The organism is Microbispora sp. NPDC049633, from assembly GCF_040675265.1.
In the GTDB taxonomy this organism is placed as follows: domain Bacteria; phylum Actinomycetota; class Actinomycetes; order Streptosporangiales; family Streptosporangiaceae; genus Microbispora; species Microbispora maris.
On the sequence record NZ_JBFAOO010000030.1, the window covers coordinates 1 to 15,620 of the forward strand.

The 15,620-nt window shown below is 71.0% G+C and carries 18 protein-coding genes; 6 read left to right on the forward strand and 12 right to left on the reverse strand.

Going from position 1 to position 15,620, the window contains the following annotated elements; genetic code table 11:
- Positions 1-247: 247 nt before the first annotated feature.
- The 4 genes from AB0J39_RS10695 to AB0J39_RS10710 form a co-directional block, all read right to left on the reverse strand.
- Positions 248-1,000, reverse strand: a complete 753-nt coding sequence (locus tag AB0J39_RS10695; RefSeq protein WP_363463168.1) for an SDR family oxidoreductase — start codon at positions 998-1,000, stop codon at positions 248-250.
- A gap of 2 nt (positions 1,001-1,002) precedes the next feature.
- Positions 1,003-2,319, reverse strand: coding sequence for an MFS transporter (locus AB0J39_RS10700; protein ID WP_363463169.1), 1,317 nt, complete (start codon positions 2,317-2,319; stop codon positions 1,003-1,005).
- 67 nt (positions 2,320-2,386) lie between these two features.
- Positions 2,387-2,968, reverse strand: a complete 582-nt coding sequence (locus AB0J39_RS10705; protein ID WP_363463170.1) for a TetR/AcrR family transcriptional regulator — start codon at positions 2,966-2,968, stop codon at positions 2,387-2,389.
- Between the two features lie 37 nt (positions 2,969-3,005).
- A complete protein-coding gene (locus tag AB0J39_RS10710; protein WP_363463171.1) occupies positions 3,006-4,178 on the reverse strand; it encodes an FAD-dependent monooxygenase in 1,173 nt (390 codons plus the stop codon).
- A 55-nt stretch (positions 4,179-4,233) separates the two neighbouring features.
- Here AB0J39_RS10710 and AB0J39_RS10715 point away from each other — a divergent pair, with 55 nt between their 5' ends.
- Positions 4,234-4,803: a PadR family transcriptional regulator gene (locus AB0J39_RS10715; protein WP_363463172.1), complete on the forward strand. Its 570-nt coding sequence runs from the start codon at positions 4,234-4,236 to the stop codon at positions 4,801-4,803.
- Positions 4,804-4,853: 50 nt separating this feature from the next.
- The gene (locus AB0J39_RS10720; protein WP_363463173.1) at positions 4,854-5,822 is read left to right on the forward strand and encodes an aldo/keto reductase; all 969 of its coding nucleotides are present in this window, start codon (positions 4,854-4,856) and stop codon (positions 5,820-5,822) included.
- Positions 5,823-6,133: 311 nt separating this feature from the next.
- Here the strand turns inward: AB0J39_RS10720 and thpR are convergent, their stop codons facing one another.
- The 5 genes from thpR to AB0J39_RS10745 form a co-directional block, all read right to left on the reverse strand.
- Positions 6,134-6,703: an RNA 2',3'-cyclic phosphodiesterase gene (thpR, locus tag AB0J39_RS10725; protein ID WP_363463174.1), complete on the reverse strand. Its 570-nt coding sequence runs from the start codon at positions 6,701-6,703 to the stop codon at positions 6,134-6,136.
- The gene (locus AB0J39_RS10730; protein ID WP_363463175.1) at positions 6,666-7,919 is read right to left on the reverse strand and encodes an MFS transporter; all 1,254 of its coding nucleotides are present in this window, start codon (positions 7,917-7,919) and stop codon (positions 6,666-6,668) included. Before AB0J39_RS10730 ends, thpR begins: the two co-directional genes overlap by 38 nt.
- A gap of 5 nt (positions 7,920-7,924) precedes the next feature.
- Entirely contained in the window at positions 7,925-8,368 is a 444-nt protein-coding gene (locus AB0J39_RS10735) for a MarR family transcriptional regulator (protein WP_169986502.1), read from the reverse strand.
- A 159-nt stretch (positions 8,369-8,527) separates the two neighbouring features.
- The gene (locus AB0J39_RS10740; RefSeq protein ID WP_363463176.1) at positions 8,528-8,956 is read right to left on the reverse strand and encodes a VOC family protein; all 429 of its coding nucleotides are present in this window, start codon (positions 8,954-8,956) and stop codon (positions 8,528-8,530) included.
- A 10-nt stretch (positions 8,957-8,966) separates the two neighbouring features.
- Positions 8,967-9,458, reverse strand: coding sequence for an AraC family transcriptional regulator (locus AB0J39_RS10745; RefSeq protein ID WP_363463177.1), 492 nt, complete (start codon positions 9,456-9,458; stop codon positions 8,967-8,969).
- 96 nt (positions 9,459-9,554) lie between these two features.
- On the opposite strand from AB0J39_RS10745, the gene AB0J39_RS10750 reads away from it, so the two are divergent.
- Complete coding sequence (locus AB0J39_RS10750; RefSeq protein ID WP_363463178.1) at positions 9,555-10,118, forward strand: TetR family transcriptional regulator; 564 nt, start codon at positions 9,555-9,557, stop codon at positions 10,116-10,118.
- 31 nt (positions 10,119-10,149) lie between these two features.
- Positions 10,150-10,620, forward strand: a complete 471-nt coding sequence (locus AB0J39_RS10755; protein ID WP_363463179.1) for a hypothetical protein — start codon at positions 10,150-10,152, stop codon at positions 10,618-10,620.
- 54 nt (positions 10,621-10,674) lie between these two features.
- Here the strand turns inward: AB0J39_RS10755 and AB0J39_RS10760 are convergent, their stop codons facing one another.
- Complete coding sequence (locus AB0J39_RS10760; protein WP_363463180.1) at positions 10,675-12,138, reverse strand: NCS2 family permease; 1,464 nt, start codon at positions 12,136-12,138, stop codon at positions 10,675-10,677.
- A gap of 136 nt (positions 12,139-12,274) precedes the next feature.
- On the opposite strand from AB0J39_RS10760, the gene AB0J39_RS10765 reads away from it, so the two are divergent.
- On the forward strand, positions 12,275-12,535 hold the full coding sequence (locus tag AB0J39_RS10765; protein WP_363463181.1) for a DUF2530 domain-containing protein: 261 nt from the start codon (positions 12,275-12,277) through the stop codon (positions 12,533-12,535).
- Between the two features lie 12 nt (positions 12,536-12,547).
- Here AB0J39_RS10765 and AB0J39_RS10770 read toward each other — a convergent pair whose 3' ends face one another.
- Complete coding sequence (locus tag AB0J39_RS10770; protein WP_363463182.1) at positions 12,548-13,549, reverse strand: GntR family transcriptional regulator; 1,002 nt, start codon at positions 13,547-13,549, stop codon at positions 12,548-12,550.
- 155 nt (positions 13,550-13,704) lie between these two features.
- On the opposite strand from AB0J39_RS10770, the gene AB0J39_RS10775 reads away from it, so the two are divergent.
- Positions 13,705-14,910 (forward strand): FAD-dependent monooxygenase, encoded by a 1,206-nt coding sequence (locus AB0J39_RS10775; protein ID WP_363463183.1) that lies wholly within the window; start codon positions 13,705-13,707, stop codon positions 14,908-14,910.
- 245 nt (positions 14,911-15,155) lie between these two features.
- Here AB0J39_RS10775 and AB0J39_RS10780 read toward each other — a convergent pair whose 3' ends face one another.
- Positions 15,156-15,560, reverse strand: coding sequence for a nuclear transport factor 2 family protein (locus AB0J39_RS10780; RefSeq protein ID WP_363463184.1), 405 nt, complete (start codon positions 15,558-15,560; stop codon positions 15,156-15,158).
- Between the last annotated feature and the right edge of the window lie 60 nt (positions 15,561-15,620).

Here is a 15,620-nt window from a genome sequence, read left to right on the forward strand (position 1 = left end):
GGAACTCGTCCGCAGGCGGGTCGCCGAGCTGGGGCCGCGGGTCGGCGCGGCGCTCGGGATCGCCGCTCTCATCGGCCGGGACTTCGACCCCGCGCTCGTCGCCGAGGCCGGCGGCGTTTCGGCGTGGGACGCGCTGGACCAGGCGGCCCAGGCGGGCCTGGTCGTCCCCCGCGCCGGCCGCATGACCTTCGCCAACGACCTGCTCTGGGAGACCGTCGCCGACGAGGTCCCGCCGTCCCGGAGGGCCTCAGGCAGAGGCGCCGCCGTCGAGCGCCAGGTCGAGCCCCACCGCGAAGCCGGCGTCGTCGGAGGCGAGCCAGAGCACGGTGCCGGTGATCTCGTCGAGAGTGCCGACGCGGCCGATCGGCAGCTGGTCCCGGAGCCGGGCGGCCCGGTCCTCCTCCGTCTCGCCGGGGCGCACGGACATCTCCGTGTCCAGCGGCCCCGGGCTGACCGCGTTGATCCTGACGCCCGCCGCGATGTTCTCCAGCGCCGCCGTACGGGTCAGCACGCTCACGGCTGCCTTGGACGCGGCGTAGGCGCCCAGTCCGGGGACCCTCTTGTGGGCCCCGATGTTCGAGGCGATGTTGACGATCACGCCGGAGCCCTGGGCGCGCATCGCGGCGATCTCGTGCTTCATCGCGAGGAAGGTCCCGGTCGCGTTCACCCCCATGACTCGCGCCCAGTCGTCCTCCGGCAGGTCCGCGACCGCGCCTGCGGCGAATACCCCGGCGTTGTTGACCGCGACGTCGAGGCGGCCGAACCGGGTGACGACATCCCGGACGAGCCGGGCCACATCGGCCGATTCGGTCACGTCCACCGTGAGCGCGGCGGCCCGGCCTCCCTCGGCCTCGATCAGCTTGACGGTCTGCTCCAGCGCCTGGGGGTTCCGTGACGCCGCCACCACGACGGCGCCCTCCCGGGCGAACCCCCGGGCGACCGCCCGGCCGACGCCGGAACCCGCTCCGGTGACCAGAACCACCTTGTCCGTGAACCTCATCGTCACTCCTCGAATCGGGGAAGCGCGACGGCGACCGTCGCCGCCGCGAGAAGGAAGACCGGGGCCATGACGGTGAGGGCGAATCCGTAGCCCTCGGTCATGGCCCGGGTGCCGCCCGCCGGCACGTGGCCCGCGCGGGCGGCGGCGAGCGCCACGAGCACGGCGAGGCCCACCGTCGGCCCCGCCTCCATGGCGGTGTTGACCAGTCCCCCGGCCACCCCGGCGTCCTCGGCGGGCACGTCGTCGAGGGCCGCCACGGTGGCGCCGGAGAAGGCCAGTCCCGAGGCGACCGGAAAGACCAGCAGCCCGGCGAGCACGCTCCCCCCGGCCCCGATATCGCCGAGCAGCGCCATCGACACCGCCGCGAGCACCGACCCGGCGACCAGCACGCGCCGCACGCCGAAGCGGCGCAGCAGGCGGCCGCTCACCGGGCCCATGACGACGACCAGGAGAAAGGGCAGGAAGGCCAGACTCGTGAGGATCGGCGACAGCCCGCGCCCCTGCTGCAGATGAAGACTGAGCAGGAACGTGGTCGCCGCGCTGGCGGCCGCCGTGACGAAGACGACGAGCAGCGCGGCGCCTCTGCGGCGGTGCGCCACGAGCCGGAGCGGCAGCAGCGGCCGCGGCGTCCTCGTCTGGAGTGCGACGAAACCGCACATCAGCAGCAGTCCGGCGGCGGTGACGACCATCGCACCCTGCAGAAGGCCGTAGGCGAACGCGACCAGCCCCGCCGTGGCGAGCAGCGCGCCGGGCAGATCGAGGCGGGCCGCCGTACGCGGCACGGACGGCAGCAGGAGGGCCCCGACGGCCACGGCTACGACCCCGGCGGCGGCGGGCAGGAGGAACGACCAGCGCCACGAGGCCACGGCGGCGACGAGGCCGGACAGCAGGCTGCCGGCGACGGCCCCGGTGGCCGACAGGGTGCCCCACACCGCCAGAGCACGTTCGCGCTCCCGTACGTCCGGGCGGAGCCGCGTCACCAGTGAGACGGCCGCGGGGGCGGCCATCGCGGCGCCCACTCCCTGGGCGAAGCGCGCGGCGAGCAGGACGGCGTGGCCCGGAGCCAGGCCGCCCACCGCCGAGGCCGCCGCGAGCAGGGCCATTCCGGCGAGGAACACCTCCCGGGCGCCCCACCGGTCGGCGAGCCTGCCCCCGAGGAGCAGCAGCCCGCCGAAGGTCAGCCCGTACGCCGAGCTCAGCAGCGCCAGGTCCCCCTGTCCGAGGCCGAACTCCCGCTGGATCGCCGGCAGCGGCACGGTGAGAAGAGTGATCGCCGCGACGAGCGTGACCTGCGCCCCGCCGAGCACGGCGAACGCCACTGTCTTTCTAGACCGATCAGTCAATAATGAGAGCATGGGAAAGCGCACTCCTCTTTCCACGGAGAGATCAGCGGAGGAGCGCGAGGGCCTGGGCGGCGGCGTCGCGGACGCGGCCGGGATCGCCGCGCCCCTTCCCCATCACCCGCAGCCCCTGCAGGAAGACGAGCACGAATCGCGCCAGCGCCCGGGGGTCGGCCTCGGCGGAGATCTCCCCTTGGGCGCGGGCGCGGATGAGCGCGGAGGTGAGCGCCGTCTCCAGGCCCGTCCAGCTGGTCTCGACGAACCGGGCCACCGGCTCGTCGTCCGGCAGGAGCTCGGCCGCCGCGTTCACGATCATGCAGCCCCGCCGGTCGCTGTCGTGGATCGAGTCCTCGGCGTACAACTCGACCACGGCCCGCACGGCCGGCAGCGCGGGACCGGGCTGCGACAGCAGCTCCACGAGGTTCGGGTCGCGCGTCTGGACGTAGCGCTCCAGCGCCTTCAGATAGAGGTCGTGCTTGCCGCCGAACGTGGCGTACAGGCTGGCGCGGCCGATGCCGAGGTGCTCGACGAGGTCGGCCATGGACGTCGCCTCGTATCCGCGCCGCCAGAACAGGTCCAGGGCCCGCTCCAGCACGACGTCGGGGTCGAATTCCTTGGTCCTCGCCATGTCCTCGACTCTAGACCATTCGAGAACGGTCGGTCAATTAAGCCGCGATGTGGTCGTCCCAGGTGATCCGGTGGTCGTACATCCAGGCCAGCGCGTTCCGCTTCTCCACCTGTCGCATGATCACGGGAAGGATCAGGTCGCGGGCGAAGGCCCCGCCTACGCCCGGCGCCTTGCCGTCACCGTTGCGCTTGCCCTGCGCGACGACCCGCTCGACCCGCCGGCGCCGCAGCCGCTCGAAGGCGGCGAACGCGTCCGTGGTGTCCGGCACGTCGCGCAGGCACTTCCCCAGCACCACGGCGTCCTCGATGGCCATCGACGCGCCCTGGCCGGAGGAGGGCGAGGTGGCGTGGGCCGCGTCGCCGACGATGACCATGCGCTCGGCGAACCACTTCGGCACCCTCGGGAAGTCGTAGGTGTTCCAGGCCGGCACGATGCGCGGGGTCGCGGCGATGATCTCCCGCATCGGCCCCGCGTCGCCCTCGAACAGCTCCATGAGCCTCGCCCGCCACTGCTCAGGATCGATCGCCGCGAGTTCCTCGGGGGTCATCTCCCTGCGGCTCGGCGGGTTGGCGAACCACCACACCTGCCCCTCCGGGTGAATCATGTAGCCGAAGAAGCACCGCCTGCCGAAGATGAAGTTGCAGACCCCCGGCCTGCCCGGCACCCGCACTCCCTCGGCGAAGCCGCCGGTGTTCAGCAGCCCGACATATCGGGCGAGGGGGGCACCGGGGTCGATGAGGGCGCGGGTGCGCGAGCGCAGCCCGTCGGCGCCCACCAGCAGGTCGCCCTCGGCCTCGCCGCCGTCGGCGAAGACCGCCCGCACCCCGTTCGAGGTGGCCGAGGCGTCGGCGAGGCGCTTGCCGTAGTGGATTCGCACGCCCCGCCGTACGGCCTCGTCGCGCAGTGCCTGGTAGAGGTCGGCGCGCCTGAGCGTACGGCTCGGCTGGCTCGTGGTCGCCAGCAGCTTGCCGCGCGCGTTGCGGATCTCCATGACCGGCGTGTCCATGCCGAGGCCGCGGACGAGGTCGTCCAGGTCGAGCAGGCGCAGGGCCTCCAGCCCGTTGACCGCGAGCGTGAGGAAGGCGCCGACGCCCTCGGCGCCCCGGTCGTAGGCCTCGAAGATCTCGCTGTCGATTCCGGCGCGCCGCAGCGCCATGGCCGTGACGGGACCCGCGATCCCGCCGCCGATGATCAGAGCTCTCTTGGTCATTCTGTGACTATACATATTATGACTATTTGTCGACAAGGCCCCTATGATGGGCGCCATGTCGACGCGGCGCTCTCCCCTGGCCACGGCGGTGCTCGCCCTGGTCTGCGAGTCGCCGATGCACGCCTACCGGATGCAGCAGCTGATCAAGGAGCGCCATCAGGACGACGTGGTCAACGTCGCGCAGCGCAACAGCGTGTACCAGACCATCGACCGCCTGCTCCGCGACGGGCTGCTGGCGGTCCGCGAGACCACCCGCGAGGAGAACCGGCCGGAGCGCACGGTCTACGAGGCCACCCAACTGGGCCGGGAGACTCTCAAGCAGTGGATGCGCACCATGCTGTCCACCCCGGCCCGGGAGTTTCCCGAGTTTCCCGCCGCGCTCGCCTTCCTGCCCGTGCTGGCGCCGGACGAGGCGCTGGCCGCGCTGCGGCAGCGGATCACCGCCCTGGAGACGCGGCTGGCCGCGCTCGACGCCGAGCTGGCCGAGAGCCTGACCTTCGTGCCCCGCCTCTTCCTCGTGGAGTCCGAATACCAGCGGGGGCAGGTCGCCGGCGAGCTGGAGTTCGTCCGCGGCCTCGCCAACGACCTCGCCGAAGGCCGCCTCACCTGGGACTTCCGCCTCTGAGGCGCGCCGGGCTCGCCTGGAGTCCACTCCAGGTACCTAGGGTGGGAGGCATGGAATACGGACACCTTGGCCGCACCGGCCTGCTGGTCAGCAAGCTCTGCCTGGGGACCATGAACTTCGGTCCGCAGACCACGGAAGAGGACTCCTTCGCGATCATGGATCGCGCCCACGAGCTCGGGATCAACTTCTTCGACACGGCCAACGTGTACGGCTGGGTCAAGGGCGAGGGGATCACCGAGAACATCATCGGCCGCTGGTTCGCCAAGGGCGGCGGCCGTCGCGAGCGTACGGTCATCGCCACCAAGCTGTACGGCTCGATGGGCGACTGGCCCAACGAGGAGAAGCTGTCCGCGCTGAACATCCGGCGGGCGGCGGAGGCCTCGCTGCGCCGCATGCAGACCGACTACATCGACGTCTACCAGGCCCACCACATCGACCGGGACACCCCGTTCGAGGAGTTCTGGGAGGCCATGGACATCCTCAAGCAGCAGGGCAAGATCCTGTACGTCGGCTCGTCGAACTTCGCCGGCTGGCACATCGCCAAGGCCCAGGAGTCGGCCCGGCGCCGGAACACCCTCGGCCTGGTCAGCGAGCAGTCCCACTACAACCTGATCGTCCGCGCGCCCGAGCTGGAGGTCATCCCGGCCTGTGAGGACTACGGCCTCGGCCTGATCCCGTGGAGCCCGCTGGCGGGCGGCCTGCTCGGCGGCATCCTCCGGAAGATCGACAAGGGCCGCTCGGCGGCCGACCACATCGTCGCGCAGCTCGACAAGCACCGCGACAAGATCGAGCGCTACGAGGCGTTCTGCGACGAGCTCGGCGAGGACCCGGCCAACGTCGGGCTGGCGTGGCTGCTGCACCAGCGTGCGGTCACCGCGCCGATCATCGGCCCCCGCACGGTCGAGCAGCTCGACGGGACGCTCCGGGCGCTGGAGATCGAGCTGGACGACAAGGCGCTCGCCCGGCTCGACGAGATCTTCCCCGGCTTCAAGACCGCCCCGGAGGAGTACGCCTGGTGATCAGGCGGTGTTGAGGAGTGCCTGACAAATGCCGCCCGTCGCGAGCGTGGATCCAGGTGGATGCATCGCAAGGCGGAGGAGGAGCCGATAACAGCGTTATCGGCGATCTTCCCGGGCCCCGCGGAGATTCCGAGCCTGCGAGGAATCTCCGTGGGTGGGGCGACAACGCAGCGAGGCGCCGCCTGGGCCACGCGCAGCAGGGCTTGATTTGTCAGGGACGACCTAGGAGTGCGCCGACGATCACGATGAGCACGAGCAGCGCGAGCACCGTGGGCAGCAGCCAGCGTCGAGGACGATCCACGTCATGGAGCCTAGTCGCGGACTGCCAATGGGTACGCCTCGACCTGCTCGTAGCGCACGCTCGCCCCGATGTGGCTGCGTACGAGGTGCACCGACGACACCTCCCAGCGCCGCCCGCCGAAGGCGTCCAGGGCGCCGACCAGGGGGCGCAGGTCGTCGCCGTGGCGTGACCGGGTCCTGGAGCGGGCCAGGGTGAGATGGGGATGGAACCGCTTGCGGTCGGTCTCCGCCGCCCCGGCCCGCCGGGCTCCGGCCGCCACCGAATCGGCGAGCCGTGTCAGCGCCGGTCCGGCGTCCAGGCCGACCCAGAAGATGCGGCCCCGGGAGGCGGAGGGGAAGGCGCCGGCGCCGCCGAACGCCACCGTCTCCGGGGAGTGGCGGGCGGCCGCCCGGGCCAGCCGTACGCGTAGCTCGGGCAGGACCTCGTCGGGCACCTCGCCGAGGAAGGCCACGGTGACGTGCCACAGCGCGGGGTCGACCCAGCGCAACTGCGACCACTCGGCGCGTACGGGGCCGACCGCCGTGGCGATCTCCGCCAGCGCCTCAGGCGGCGGCAGCAGCGCCACGAACAATCTGCTCACGTGCCGATTCTTCCTTGCGGGCGACGCGCGCCGCGACCATCCGGGTCACCAGCACCGCCAGGAAGACGCCGCACATGCTCAGCACGCCGGCGGCCACGACCGAGACCCGGGGGCCGGCCAGCTCGGCGAGCCAGCCCACCAGCGGCGACCCGATCGGGGCTCCCCCGGTGAAGACCAGCACGTAGATCCCCATGACCCGGCCGCGCATCTCGGGCGAGGCGCCGAGCTGCACGATCGTGTTCGCGGTCGTGTTGACCGTGATCATCGCCATGCCCGCGGGGACGAGCATCAGCAGGAAGGCCGGATATCCGGGGGCGAGCCCGGCGGCGACCTGGAACAGCCCGAAGCACAGCGCCCCGGCGATCAGGAACCGGCGGCTCGGCTTGACCCGGCGCGCGGCGAGCAGCGCCCCGCCGAACGCCCCGACGGCGAACGCGCTGGACGCGACGCCGAAAGAGGACGCGCCCGCGCCGAACGCCTGCTTGGCCATCAAGGCGATGCTCGTCGAGAAGCTCTGCGCGAAGATCGCCATGAACGCCACGAGCAGCAGCGGAAGCAGCAGGTCGGGCCGGCTGCCGACGTAGCGCAGCCCTTCCCGCAGCTGGCCCTTGCCGCGCGGCACGGGCTCGGGCGAGCGCAGCTCGGACACCCGCATGAGCGCAAGGCCGGTGATCACCGCGGCGAACGACGCGGCGTTCAGCACGAAGATCGGGCCGGTGCCCATCCAGGAGATCAGCAGGCCGGCCACCGCCGGGCCGACGACCCGGGCGAGGTTGAAGGTGGAGCTGTTCAGCGCGATGGCGTTCGGCAGGTCCCGCCGGCCCACCATCTCCACCACGAACGACTGCCGCGTGGGCACCTCGACGCACGACACCAGGCCGAGCGTGAACGCCATTGCGTACACGTGCCAGACCTGGGCCGTGCCGGTGAGCACCAGCACGCCCATGGTGAGCGCCAGCAGCCCCATGAGCGTCTGGGCCACCATGAGGATCCGGCGCTTGGGGTAGCGGTCCGCGATCACTCCGCCGAACATGCCGAACAGCATCGTCGGCAGGAACTGCAGCGCCACGGTGACGCCGAGCGCCGAGCCGCGGCCGTGCGAGAGGTCGAGGACCAGCCAGTCCTGGGCGGTCCGCTGCATCCAGGTGCCGACGTTGGAGACGACGCCCCCGGCGGCGAACAGACGATAGTTGTGGTTCCGCAGCGAGCGGAACATGCCGCCTACATCGTCGACAGCTTCTCCAGGATCGGCGCCGCCGCCCGCAGTGTCGCCCTCTCCTCCGGAGTCAGGTCCCTGAGCCGCTGCGCCAGCCAGGCCTCCTTGGTGCGGCGCTCCTCCTTCAGCAGCTCCGCTCCCTGAGGCGTCACGCTGACCGTCACCTGCCGCCGGTCGGTCGGATGCGGACTGCGTGCCAGCAGACCCCGCTCCTCCAGCTTGGCGATCACGCGGGTCATCGAGGGTGGCTGCACCTTCTCGTGCTCCGCGAGCTCGCCGGGCGTCATTGCGGTGTGGCGCTCGACGGCGACGAGTGTCGCGAGCTGTGTGGGCGTCAGTGAGTGGTGCGCGGCCTGCCTGCGCATCCGTCGCGTCAACCGGGCGAGGGACACGCGCAAGGCGGACGCGAGAGCGGCGTCGCTGCGCAAATTCTGGGCGTTCGTTAGCATAAGTCATTACCTTTGCTAACTATATGGTCCATGTCCGCATTCCTCCAAACCGTCCGGCTCTGCACGGTGATCGCGACACACCGTACCGGCACGTCACGGGCCTGCGGACGACGAAGGCCCGGCCCCATGGGGACCGGGCCATCCGGACGCGCGCCGGCGTCAGGCGAAGTCCTCCGGCGTGAACTCCCTGGGCTCGACCAGGACGAGCCAGTTGCCCTGGTTGTCGCGGACGACCGCCTCCACCCCGTACGGCCGCTCCTCGGGCTCCTGCAGGACCGTGACGCCCTTGGCGGTGAGCTCCGCGCAGGTCTTGCGGCAGTCGTCGACCCGCAGGCCGAGGCCGCCCATCTGCCCCTTCTCCAGCTGGCGGCGGTAGAAGGCGGCGGTCTCGGGGTCCTGCGGCGGCCCCGGCTTCATGAGCGTGAGCTCGAGCTCCGGGTGGTCGGGGTGGCAGACGGTGACCCAGCGGAAGTCCTCGCCCATGTTGATGTCGGTGCGCGGGACGAAGCCGAGCACGTCGACGTAGAAGTCCCGCGCCGTGTCCTGGTCGAGGCAGTACACGGTCGTCAGGGAGACGTTCTTAATCATGCCGAGGACGCTACTGCGACCCCTCTGACCTGGGCTTCTCCAAAATTGCACAATCCGGGGACCCCTTCCGCGGCGCGGCCGTGCCGGTGAGGTCGAGCACACCGCGCATGAACAGCCAGCACCCCGGGACGTGCGGCCCGCCGCGCGCCGCCCACCGGTCGCGGTACGCGCTCGGGCTCTCGCCCACGAGCTGACGGAACCTGGCCGAGAACGACCCGAGGCTGGTGAACCCCACCGCCATGCAGATCTCGGTGACCGTGAGATTGGCCCCGCGCAGCAGGTCCTGGGCCCGCTCGATGCGGCGCCGGGTCAGGTAGCGCATCGGGGTCTCGCCGTACGCCGCCTCGAAGCAGCGGACGAAGTAGAACTTGGAGATCCCGGCGACCGCCGCGAGCGCGTCGAGATCGAGATCGCCGCGGTAGTCGCGGTCGATGCGGTCGCGCGCCAGCCGGAGCCGGGGCAACAGCTCCACCGGCACCGTCCGCCGTCCCGTCGCAGCCACGGCTCGACCCTAGCCGGACCCACCGACAGGTTTTCGCACTTGCCGACACGTTCTAACGCCGTTAGATTGATTCTAACGATGTTAGAAAGGAACCGCATGAGTCCGGCTCCACGCATCGACACCGATGCGATCGTCCGCGCCGCGTTCGACGTCCTGGACCGGGAGGGTTATGCCGCGCTCTCGATGCGCACACTGGCCGCGCACCTGGAGGTGAAGGCGGCGTCGCTCTACTACCACGTGCCGAACAAGGCGGCCCTGCTCCAGTTGGTCGCGGACCGCGTCGCGCGGGAGGTGGTCGCGAGGCTCACTCCCGGCCGGCCCTGGCGTGAACTGCTGCACGGCACGGCGCGCGACCTGCGCGCGGCCCTGCGGGCCCACCCCGGCGCCGCGGCCGTCGTCGCCGTGCGGAACGCCTCGCCGCAGGTGTTCGAGGAGGCCGTCCCCGTCGTCCTGTCGGCGATGCACGACGGGCTGCGCCTGACCGACGAGGAGGCGCTGCACCTGGTCCAGTCGCTGTACGTCCTGGTGACCGGTCTCGCCCTGGCGGAGTTCGGCGAGACGCCGGAGCCGCCGGTCGCGCCGCCCGCCTATTACGACGCCTGGTTCGACATCGCCGTCTCGACGTTCCTGGAGGGCGTCCAGGCGCGGTACGCCGTCTGACTCCCCGACCGCTCAGAAAGGACCACCGACCGTGTTTGTCACCGCGCTGCTCCTGGTCGTCGCCGCCGTCGCCTATTTCCTCCTGACCACGCTCGTGGACTTCTTCCCGTTCAACAACGTGCGGGAGGCGAAGCGGTCGGAGAAGCTGACCGAGGTGGCCGTGAACGCGCCCGTCATGGCGCTCCCGGCCCTGCTCCTCGTCTGGGCCGCCGCCGCCGGGCTTCCCGCCCTCGCCTACGCCGGGGCGGCCCTCGAACTGCTCGTGGTCCTGGGCGGCCTGGCCCTGTGGTGGCTGCCGTACCTGGCCGGGGTGACGGTCCCCTGGGCGACGGCCGGGACCGGGGAGAGCTGGGCGGCGCTGCACGCGCGGACCTACGCCAAGACCGTCATCGTGCTCCCCCGCCGAGGCGACCGTCCGCGCCCCAACCTGGAGCACATGATCCTGCACACGCTCATCCTCGCGGCCGCCGTCTGCGCGTTCGCCGCCGCCACGACCCTGTGAACAGGTCGGGCCGCCGGGGCGAAAGCCCCGGCGGCCCGTGACAGGGTCCGACGCTCAGGACAGGCCGAGCAGCGTCTTGAGGGGCTCGAGGGCGAAGTACACGACGAACAGCGCACCCACCAGCCACATCAGGGGGTGCAGCTCGCGCACCTTCCCGCGGAACGCCTTGATGGCGATGTAGCTCACGAAGCCCGCGCCGATCCCGGCGGTGATCGAGTACGTGAACGGCATGAGCACGATGGTCAGGAACGCGGGGATCGCGGTCTCGAAGTCGCTGAAGTCGATCTCCTTGACCTGCGTCATCATCAGGAAACCGACGACCACCAGGGCCGGGGTCGCCGCCTCGAACGGCACGATCTCCGTCAGCGGGGCGAAGAACATGGCCAGCAGGAACAGCACACCGGTGACGATGCTCGCCAGGCCGGTGCGCGCACCCTCGCCGACGCCGGCCGCCGACTCGATGTAGGTGGTGTTGGACGAGACACTGGCCGCGCCGCCGGCCGCCGCTGCGAGCGAGTCGACCAGCAGGATCTCCTTGGTGCGCTCGACGGTCCCGTCCTCCTGGACCAGGTTCGCCTGGCGGCCCACGCCGACGATGGTGCCCATCGTGTCGAAGAAGTCGGCGAGCATGAGCGTGAAGACGAACATCACGGCCGCCAGGCCGCCGATCTTGGCGAAGCTGCCGAACAGGCTGAACTGGCCGAGCAGCGACAGGTCGGGCAACTCGATGAAGTTCGTCGGCCACGCCGGCACGTTGAGGGACCACCCGTTGGGGTTGCTGCCGTCGGGGGTTTGCGGCCCGACCTTGCCGATCGCCTCGACGATCATGGCCAGCACGGTGGTGCCGACGATCCCGAGCAGGATGGCGCCCTTGACCCGGCGGGCGACGAGGAAGGCCGTCACGAGCAGGCCGACGACGAAGACGAGCGTGGGCCACCCGGTAAGCGAACCGTTGCCCAGCGCGCCGAGCTTCACCGGGACCGTGGTGTTGCTCGCGTCCGGCATGCGCCGGACGAACCCGGCGTCGACGAAGCCGATCAACGCGATGAACAGGCCGATGCCGACGCTGATCGCGGTCTTGAGCTGTGCCGGGATCGCGTGGAACACCGCCACCCGGAAGCCCGTCACCACGAGGATCGCGATGACGATGCCCTCCAGCACCACCAGGCCCATCGCGTCCTCCCACGACATCTGGCTGGCGATGCCGAAGGCGAGGAAGGCGTTCAGGCCGAGACCGGTCGCCAGGGCGAACGGCACCCGGCCGAAGACGCCCATGATGATCGTGAGAATGCCCGCCGCGAACGCGGTGGCCGCGGCGACCAGCGCGATGTTGGGGTTCTCCCCGTCGCCAAGGAACTGGCCCGTCTTGTCCGCGACGGTGCCGATGATGAGCGGGTTGAGCACCACGATGTAGGCCATCGTGAAGAAGGTGGCGAAACCGCCGCGGACCTCCTGTCCGACGGTGGATCCGCGGGCTGAGATGGAGAAGTATCGATCGAGGAAATTAGGGGTGTTCATGGGGTTCGCATTCACGCGCGCAGAGTCGCAGGCCCTTTCCATCCGCGGAAAGAGCCAGGGGAGCAGCGTTGTCCTTTCGTGACTGGTTTGTCATGAAGATACCGGCTCACCTGCGCGACCTTCTAAGCTGGCTGGCGTGAGCGAGCGCCACCCGGACCCCATGCCTCTCAGGACGAGGGACACCTTCACGATCCTGACCGGAACGGTGCTGTGGGTGATCGCCCTGGCCGTCGTGCTGCTGGTGGTCAGACCGGCCGATCCCCGCCCCGCCTGGGTATGCGTCGTCGGCATCGGCCTCGGCCTGTTCGGGGTCGGATATGTCCGCCGACGGGACGCCCGGCTGCGCGAGGCCTCCCCCACCGGCGATGCCGTCGAATCGGAACCCGGCCGTCCCTGACGCGGCCCCCGTTCAGCGTGTCTCGGCGAGGAGCATCGCGATGCCGTCGAGAAGCCGCTGCAGGCCGAACTCGAACAGGGCGTCCATGTCGAAGTCGAATCCGCCGACCGCGCCGAGCCGCTCGAACAGCCGCAGCCCGCCGCCGGCCGTGATCGCCTCGAACGCCGGTTGGTTGGCGTCCATCCACTCGTCGGCGTTCAGCCCGGTGAGCGCCTCGGCCTCCGCCTCGAACTCCAGGTTGATCGCGGTGCCCCGGATGTGGTTGAACACGGTGATGTAGGCCGTGAAGATCGTCACCGGGTCGAGGCCGTGATCGTCGAGAGCGCCGAGCACCCATTCCATGAACGGGAACGCGTTGGGGATGAGCTGCGGCCGTGTCACCGACATCGCCGGTGCGAGCCACGGATGCCGCCGGAACGTCGACCACAGCATCCGGGAGGCCAGCTCGATCCTGCCGCGCCAGTGCGGGGGCGGCTCCGCGGGCAACCGCATCCGCCCGAAGGTCGTGTCCATCATCTGGAGCAGCAGGGCGTCCTTGTCCGCGACGTGCCGGTACAGCGACATGGTCGCCACCCCGAGATCGGCCGCCACGCGGCGCATCGAGACCGCCGCGAGCCCTTCGGCGTCGGCGACCGCGATCGCCGTCGTGATGATCCGTTCGGCCGTGAGCACTCCGTCCGGGACGGACCGCCGCGTCACCCTGGCGTCCGGGACCGACGCGCCGTAGCCGCCCGCGGGCGGCGGCACCGGACGGCCACCCGCGCCGGCGGCCGGGCCGGCAGCCGGGCCGACGGTTGTGCCGACAACCGTGCCGACGCCCGGTACGGCGCGGACGAGCCCCTCGCGGCGCAGCTCGGTGAGGACCTTCGTCGCGGTCGCCATCGCGACGCCCCACTCCCGGACGATCTCCCGGGTCGACGGCACGCGGTCGCCCGGCCGGAGCTCGCCCGCCTCGATCCGCCCGCGTATCTCGGCGGCGATCTCCTGATAGCGCCCTGCGCCCGGACCGGTCACCACACCTCCCCGCACTAGTGCACCACTGTAGCCGCGCACGCTGCGGCGACACCCCGCGCCACCCGCCGACAGCGACTCAGTGCACTAGTGCTTCGCGCTTGTTTGCCCAGTACAACGGCTTGTTAGCTCGATGCGTACGCCGTACAGTACGCACTATGCCGAACAAGGAAATCCTCGTATCCGGCGGCGGAATCGCCGGACCCGCGCTGGCCTACTGGCTGGGCAGGGCCGGATTCGCCGTCACGATCGTCGAGCGCGCGCCCGCTCCCCGCCCGGGTGGTCAGACTGTGGACCTGCGCGGCGCGGGCCGCACGGTGGTCGCCCGGATGGGCCTGCTGGACCAGGCGCGGGAGATCGCCGTCGAGCAGCGTGGCCTCGCCGTGGTCGACAGGAAAGGGCGCGTCACGGCCCGCCTCCCGGCCGACAGCTTCGGCGGCGAGGGCATCGTGTCCGAGATCGAGATCCTGCGGGGTGACCTCGCCCATCTCTTCTACGAGGCGTCGCTTCCGCACACCGAGTACGTGTTCGACGACACCGTCACCGGGCTGGAGCAGGACGGCGACGGGGTGAACGTCACCTTCGAGAAGTCCGCACCGCGCCGGTTCGCGCTGGTCGTCGGCGCGGACGGACTGCATTCGGCCGTACGCGCACTGGCCTTCGGCCCGGAGGCTCGCCACATCCATCCACTGGGTCTCCACATCTCGTGGTTCACGGCCCACGACGAGCTGGACCTCGACGGCTGGTACCAGATGTACAACGCTCCGGGCGGCCTCAGCGCATCGGCGCGGCCCGGGCGCCTGCCCGGCGAGATCAAGGCCGGCTTCGCCTTCCGCTCCGGGCCGATCGCCTACGACCGCCGGGACGTCGCCGCGCAGAAGGCGATCATCGCCGACCGCTTCGCGGGCGCCGGGTGGGAGACGCCGCGGCTGCTGTCCGCGATGGCCGACGCGTCCGACTTCTTCCTCGAGTCGGTGGGGCAGGTGCGTCTCGACCGGTGGTCGCGCGGCCGGGTGGTGCTCCTCGGTGACGCCGGTTACTGCCCGACGCCGCTGACCGGTCTGGGCACCAGCCTCGCCCTGGTCGGCGCGTACGTCCTGGCGGGCGAGCTCGCCGCCACCGGTGACCACCGCGTCGCGCTGCGCGGCTACGACCGGATCATGCGCCCCTACGTCGGCGAGGCGCAGAAGCTGCCGCCCGGCGGCGTCAACGGCTTCGCGCCGTCCACCGCGCTCGCGATCCGGCTGCGGACCGCCTCCATGCGCGCCATGACGCGCTGGCCCATGCGGAACCTGATCGCCTCGCAGTTCGCGAAGGCTTCGAGCATCGACCTGCCCGACTACGACCTGCCGGCGCTGCGCTGAGGCGAGGCTCGGACCGGCGCGGGCGCGCCGGATGTCCGGAAGAGCATGCGATACCGGTTGTCCCCTCGGGCAGGGTCCGGGCGGAAGGGAACCATGCCGGAACACGGTGCCGATACGCGGTACGGGGACGCGGTGGGTGGACACGGTGGGTGGACACGGTGGGTGGACACGGTGCCGGGACATCTGGGCCCGTCGCCGGCGCCCCGGACGCTCACTACCGCGGCTCTCACCGGCTCGTGACCCGGTCAGCGATCGCCGGGTTCCCACCACGTCAGATGGCCGGTTGCCTCGGCCACCGGCTCGATGATCTCCCACGCCTCGGCGATCAGCCCGTCGTCGAGCCGCCAGATGTCGACGACGGCGATCTCCGGCCCGGCACCGGGCAGCCTGCGCCGCGAGTGCAGCACAACGTGATCGCCGTCGGCCAGCACGTGCCGGATCTCCACCCGCATGCCGGCGAGCGGCACGAGCGCGGTGCGGACGGCGGCGAGCCACTCCGCCTTGGTCCTCGACGTCGCGTCCGGCCGGTGGTGGACGAAGTCGTCGCTCAGCGACCGTGCCAGCGCGTCGACGTCACCCGTCGCGACCAGCGCCGCCAGCGCCTGTCGCACGATGCTCTTGTTGTCTGTGGTCATGTCCTTGGCAGGCATGGACGGCAGTGTTTCCGCCGCCGGCGTGGATTGTCGATGAAGTGGCATTTCATCGGCGTA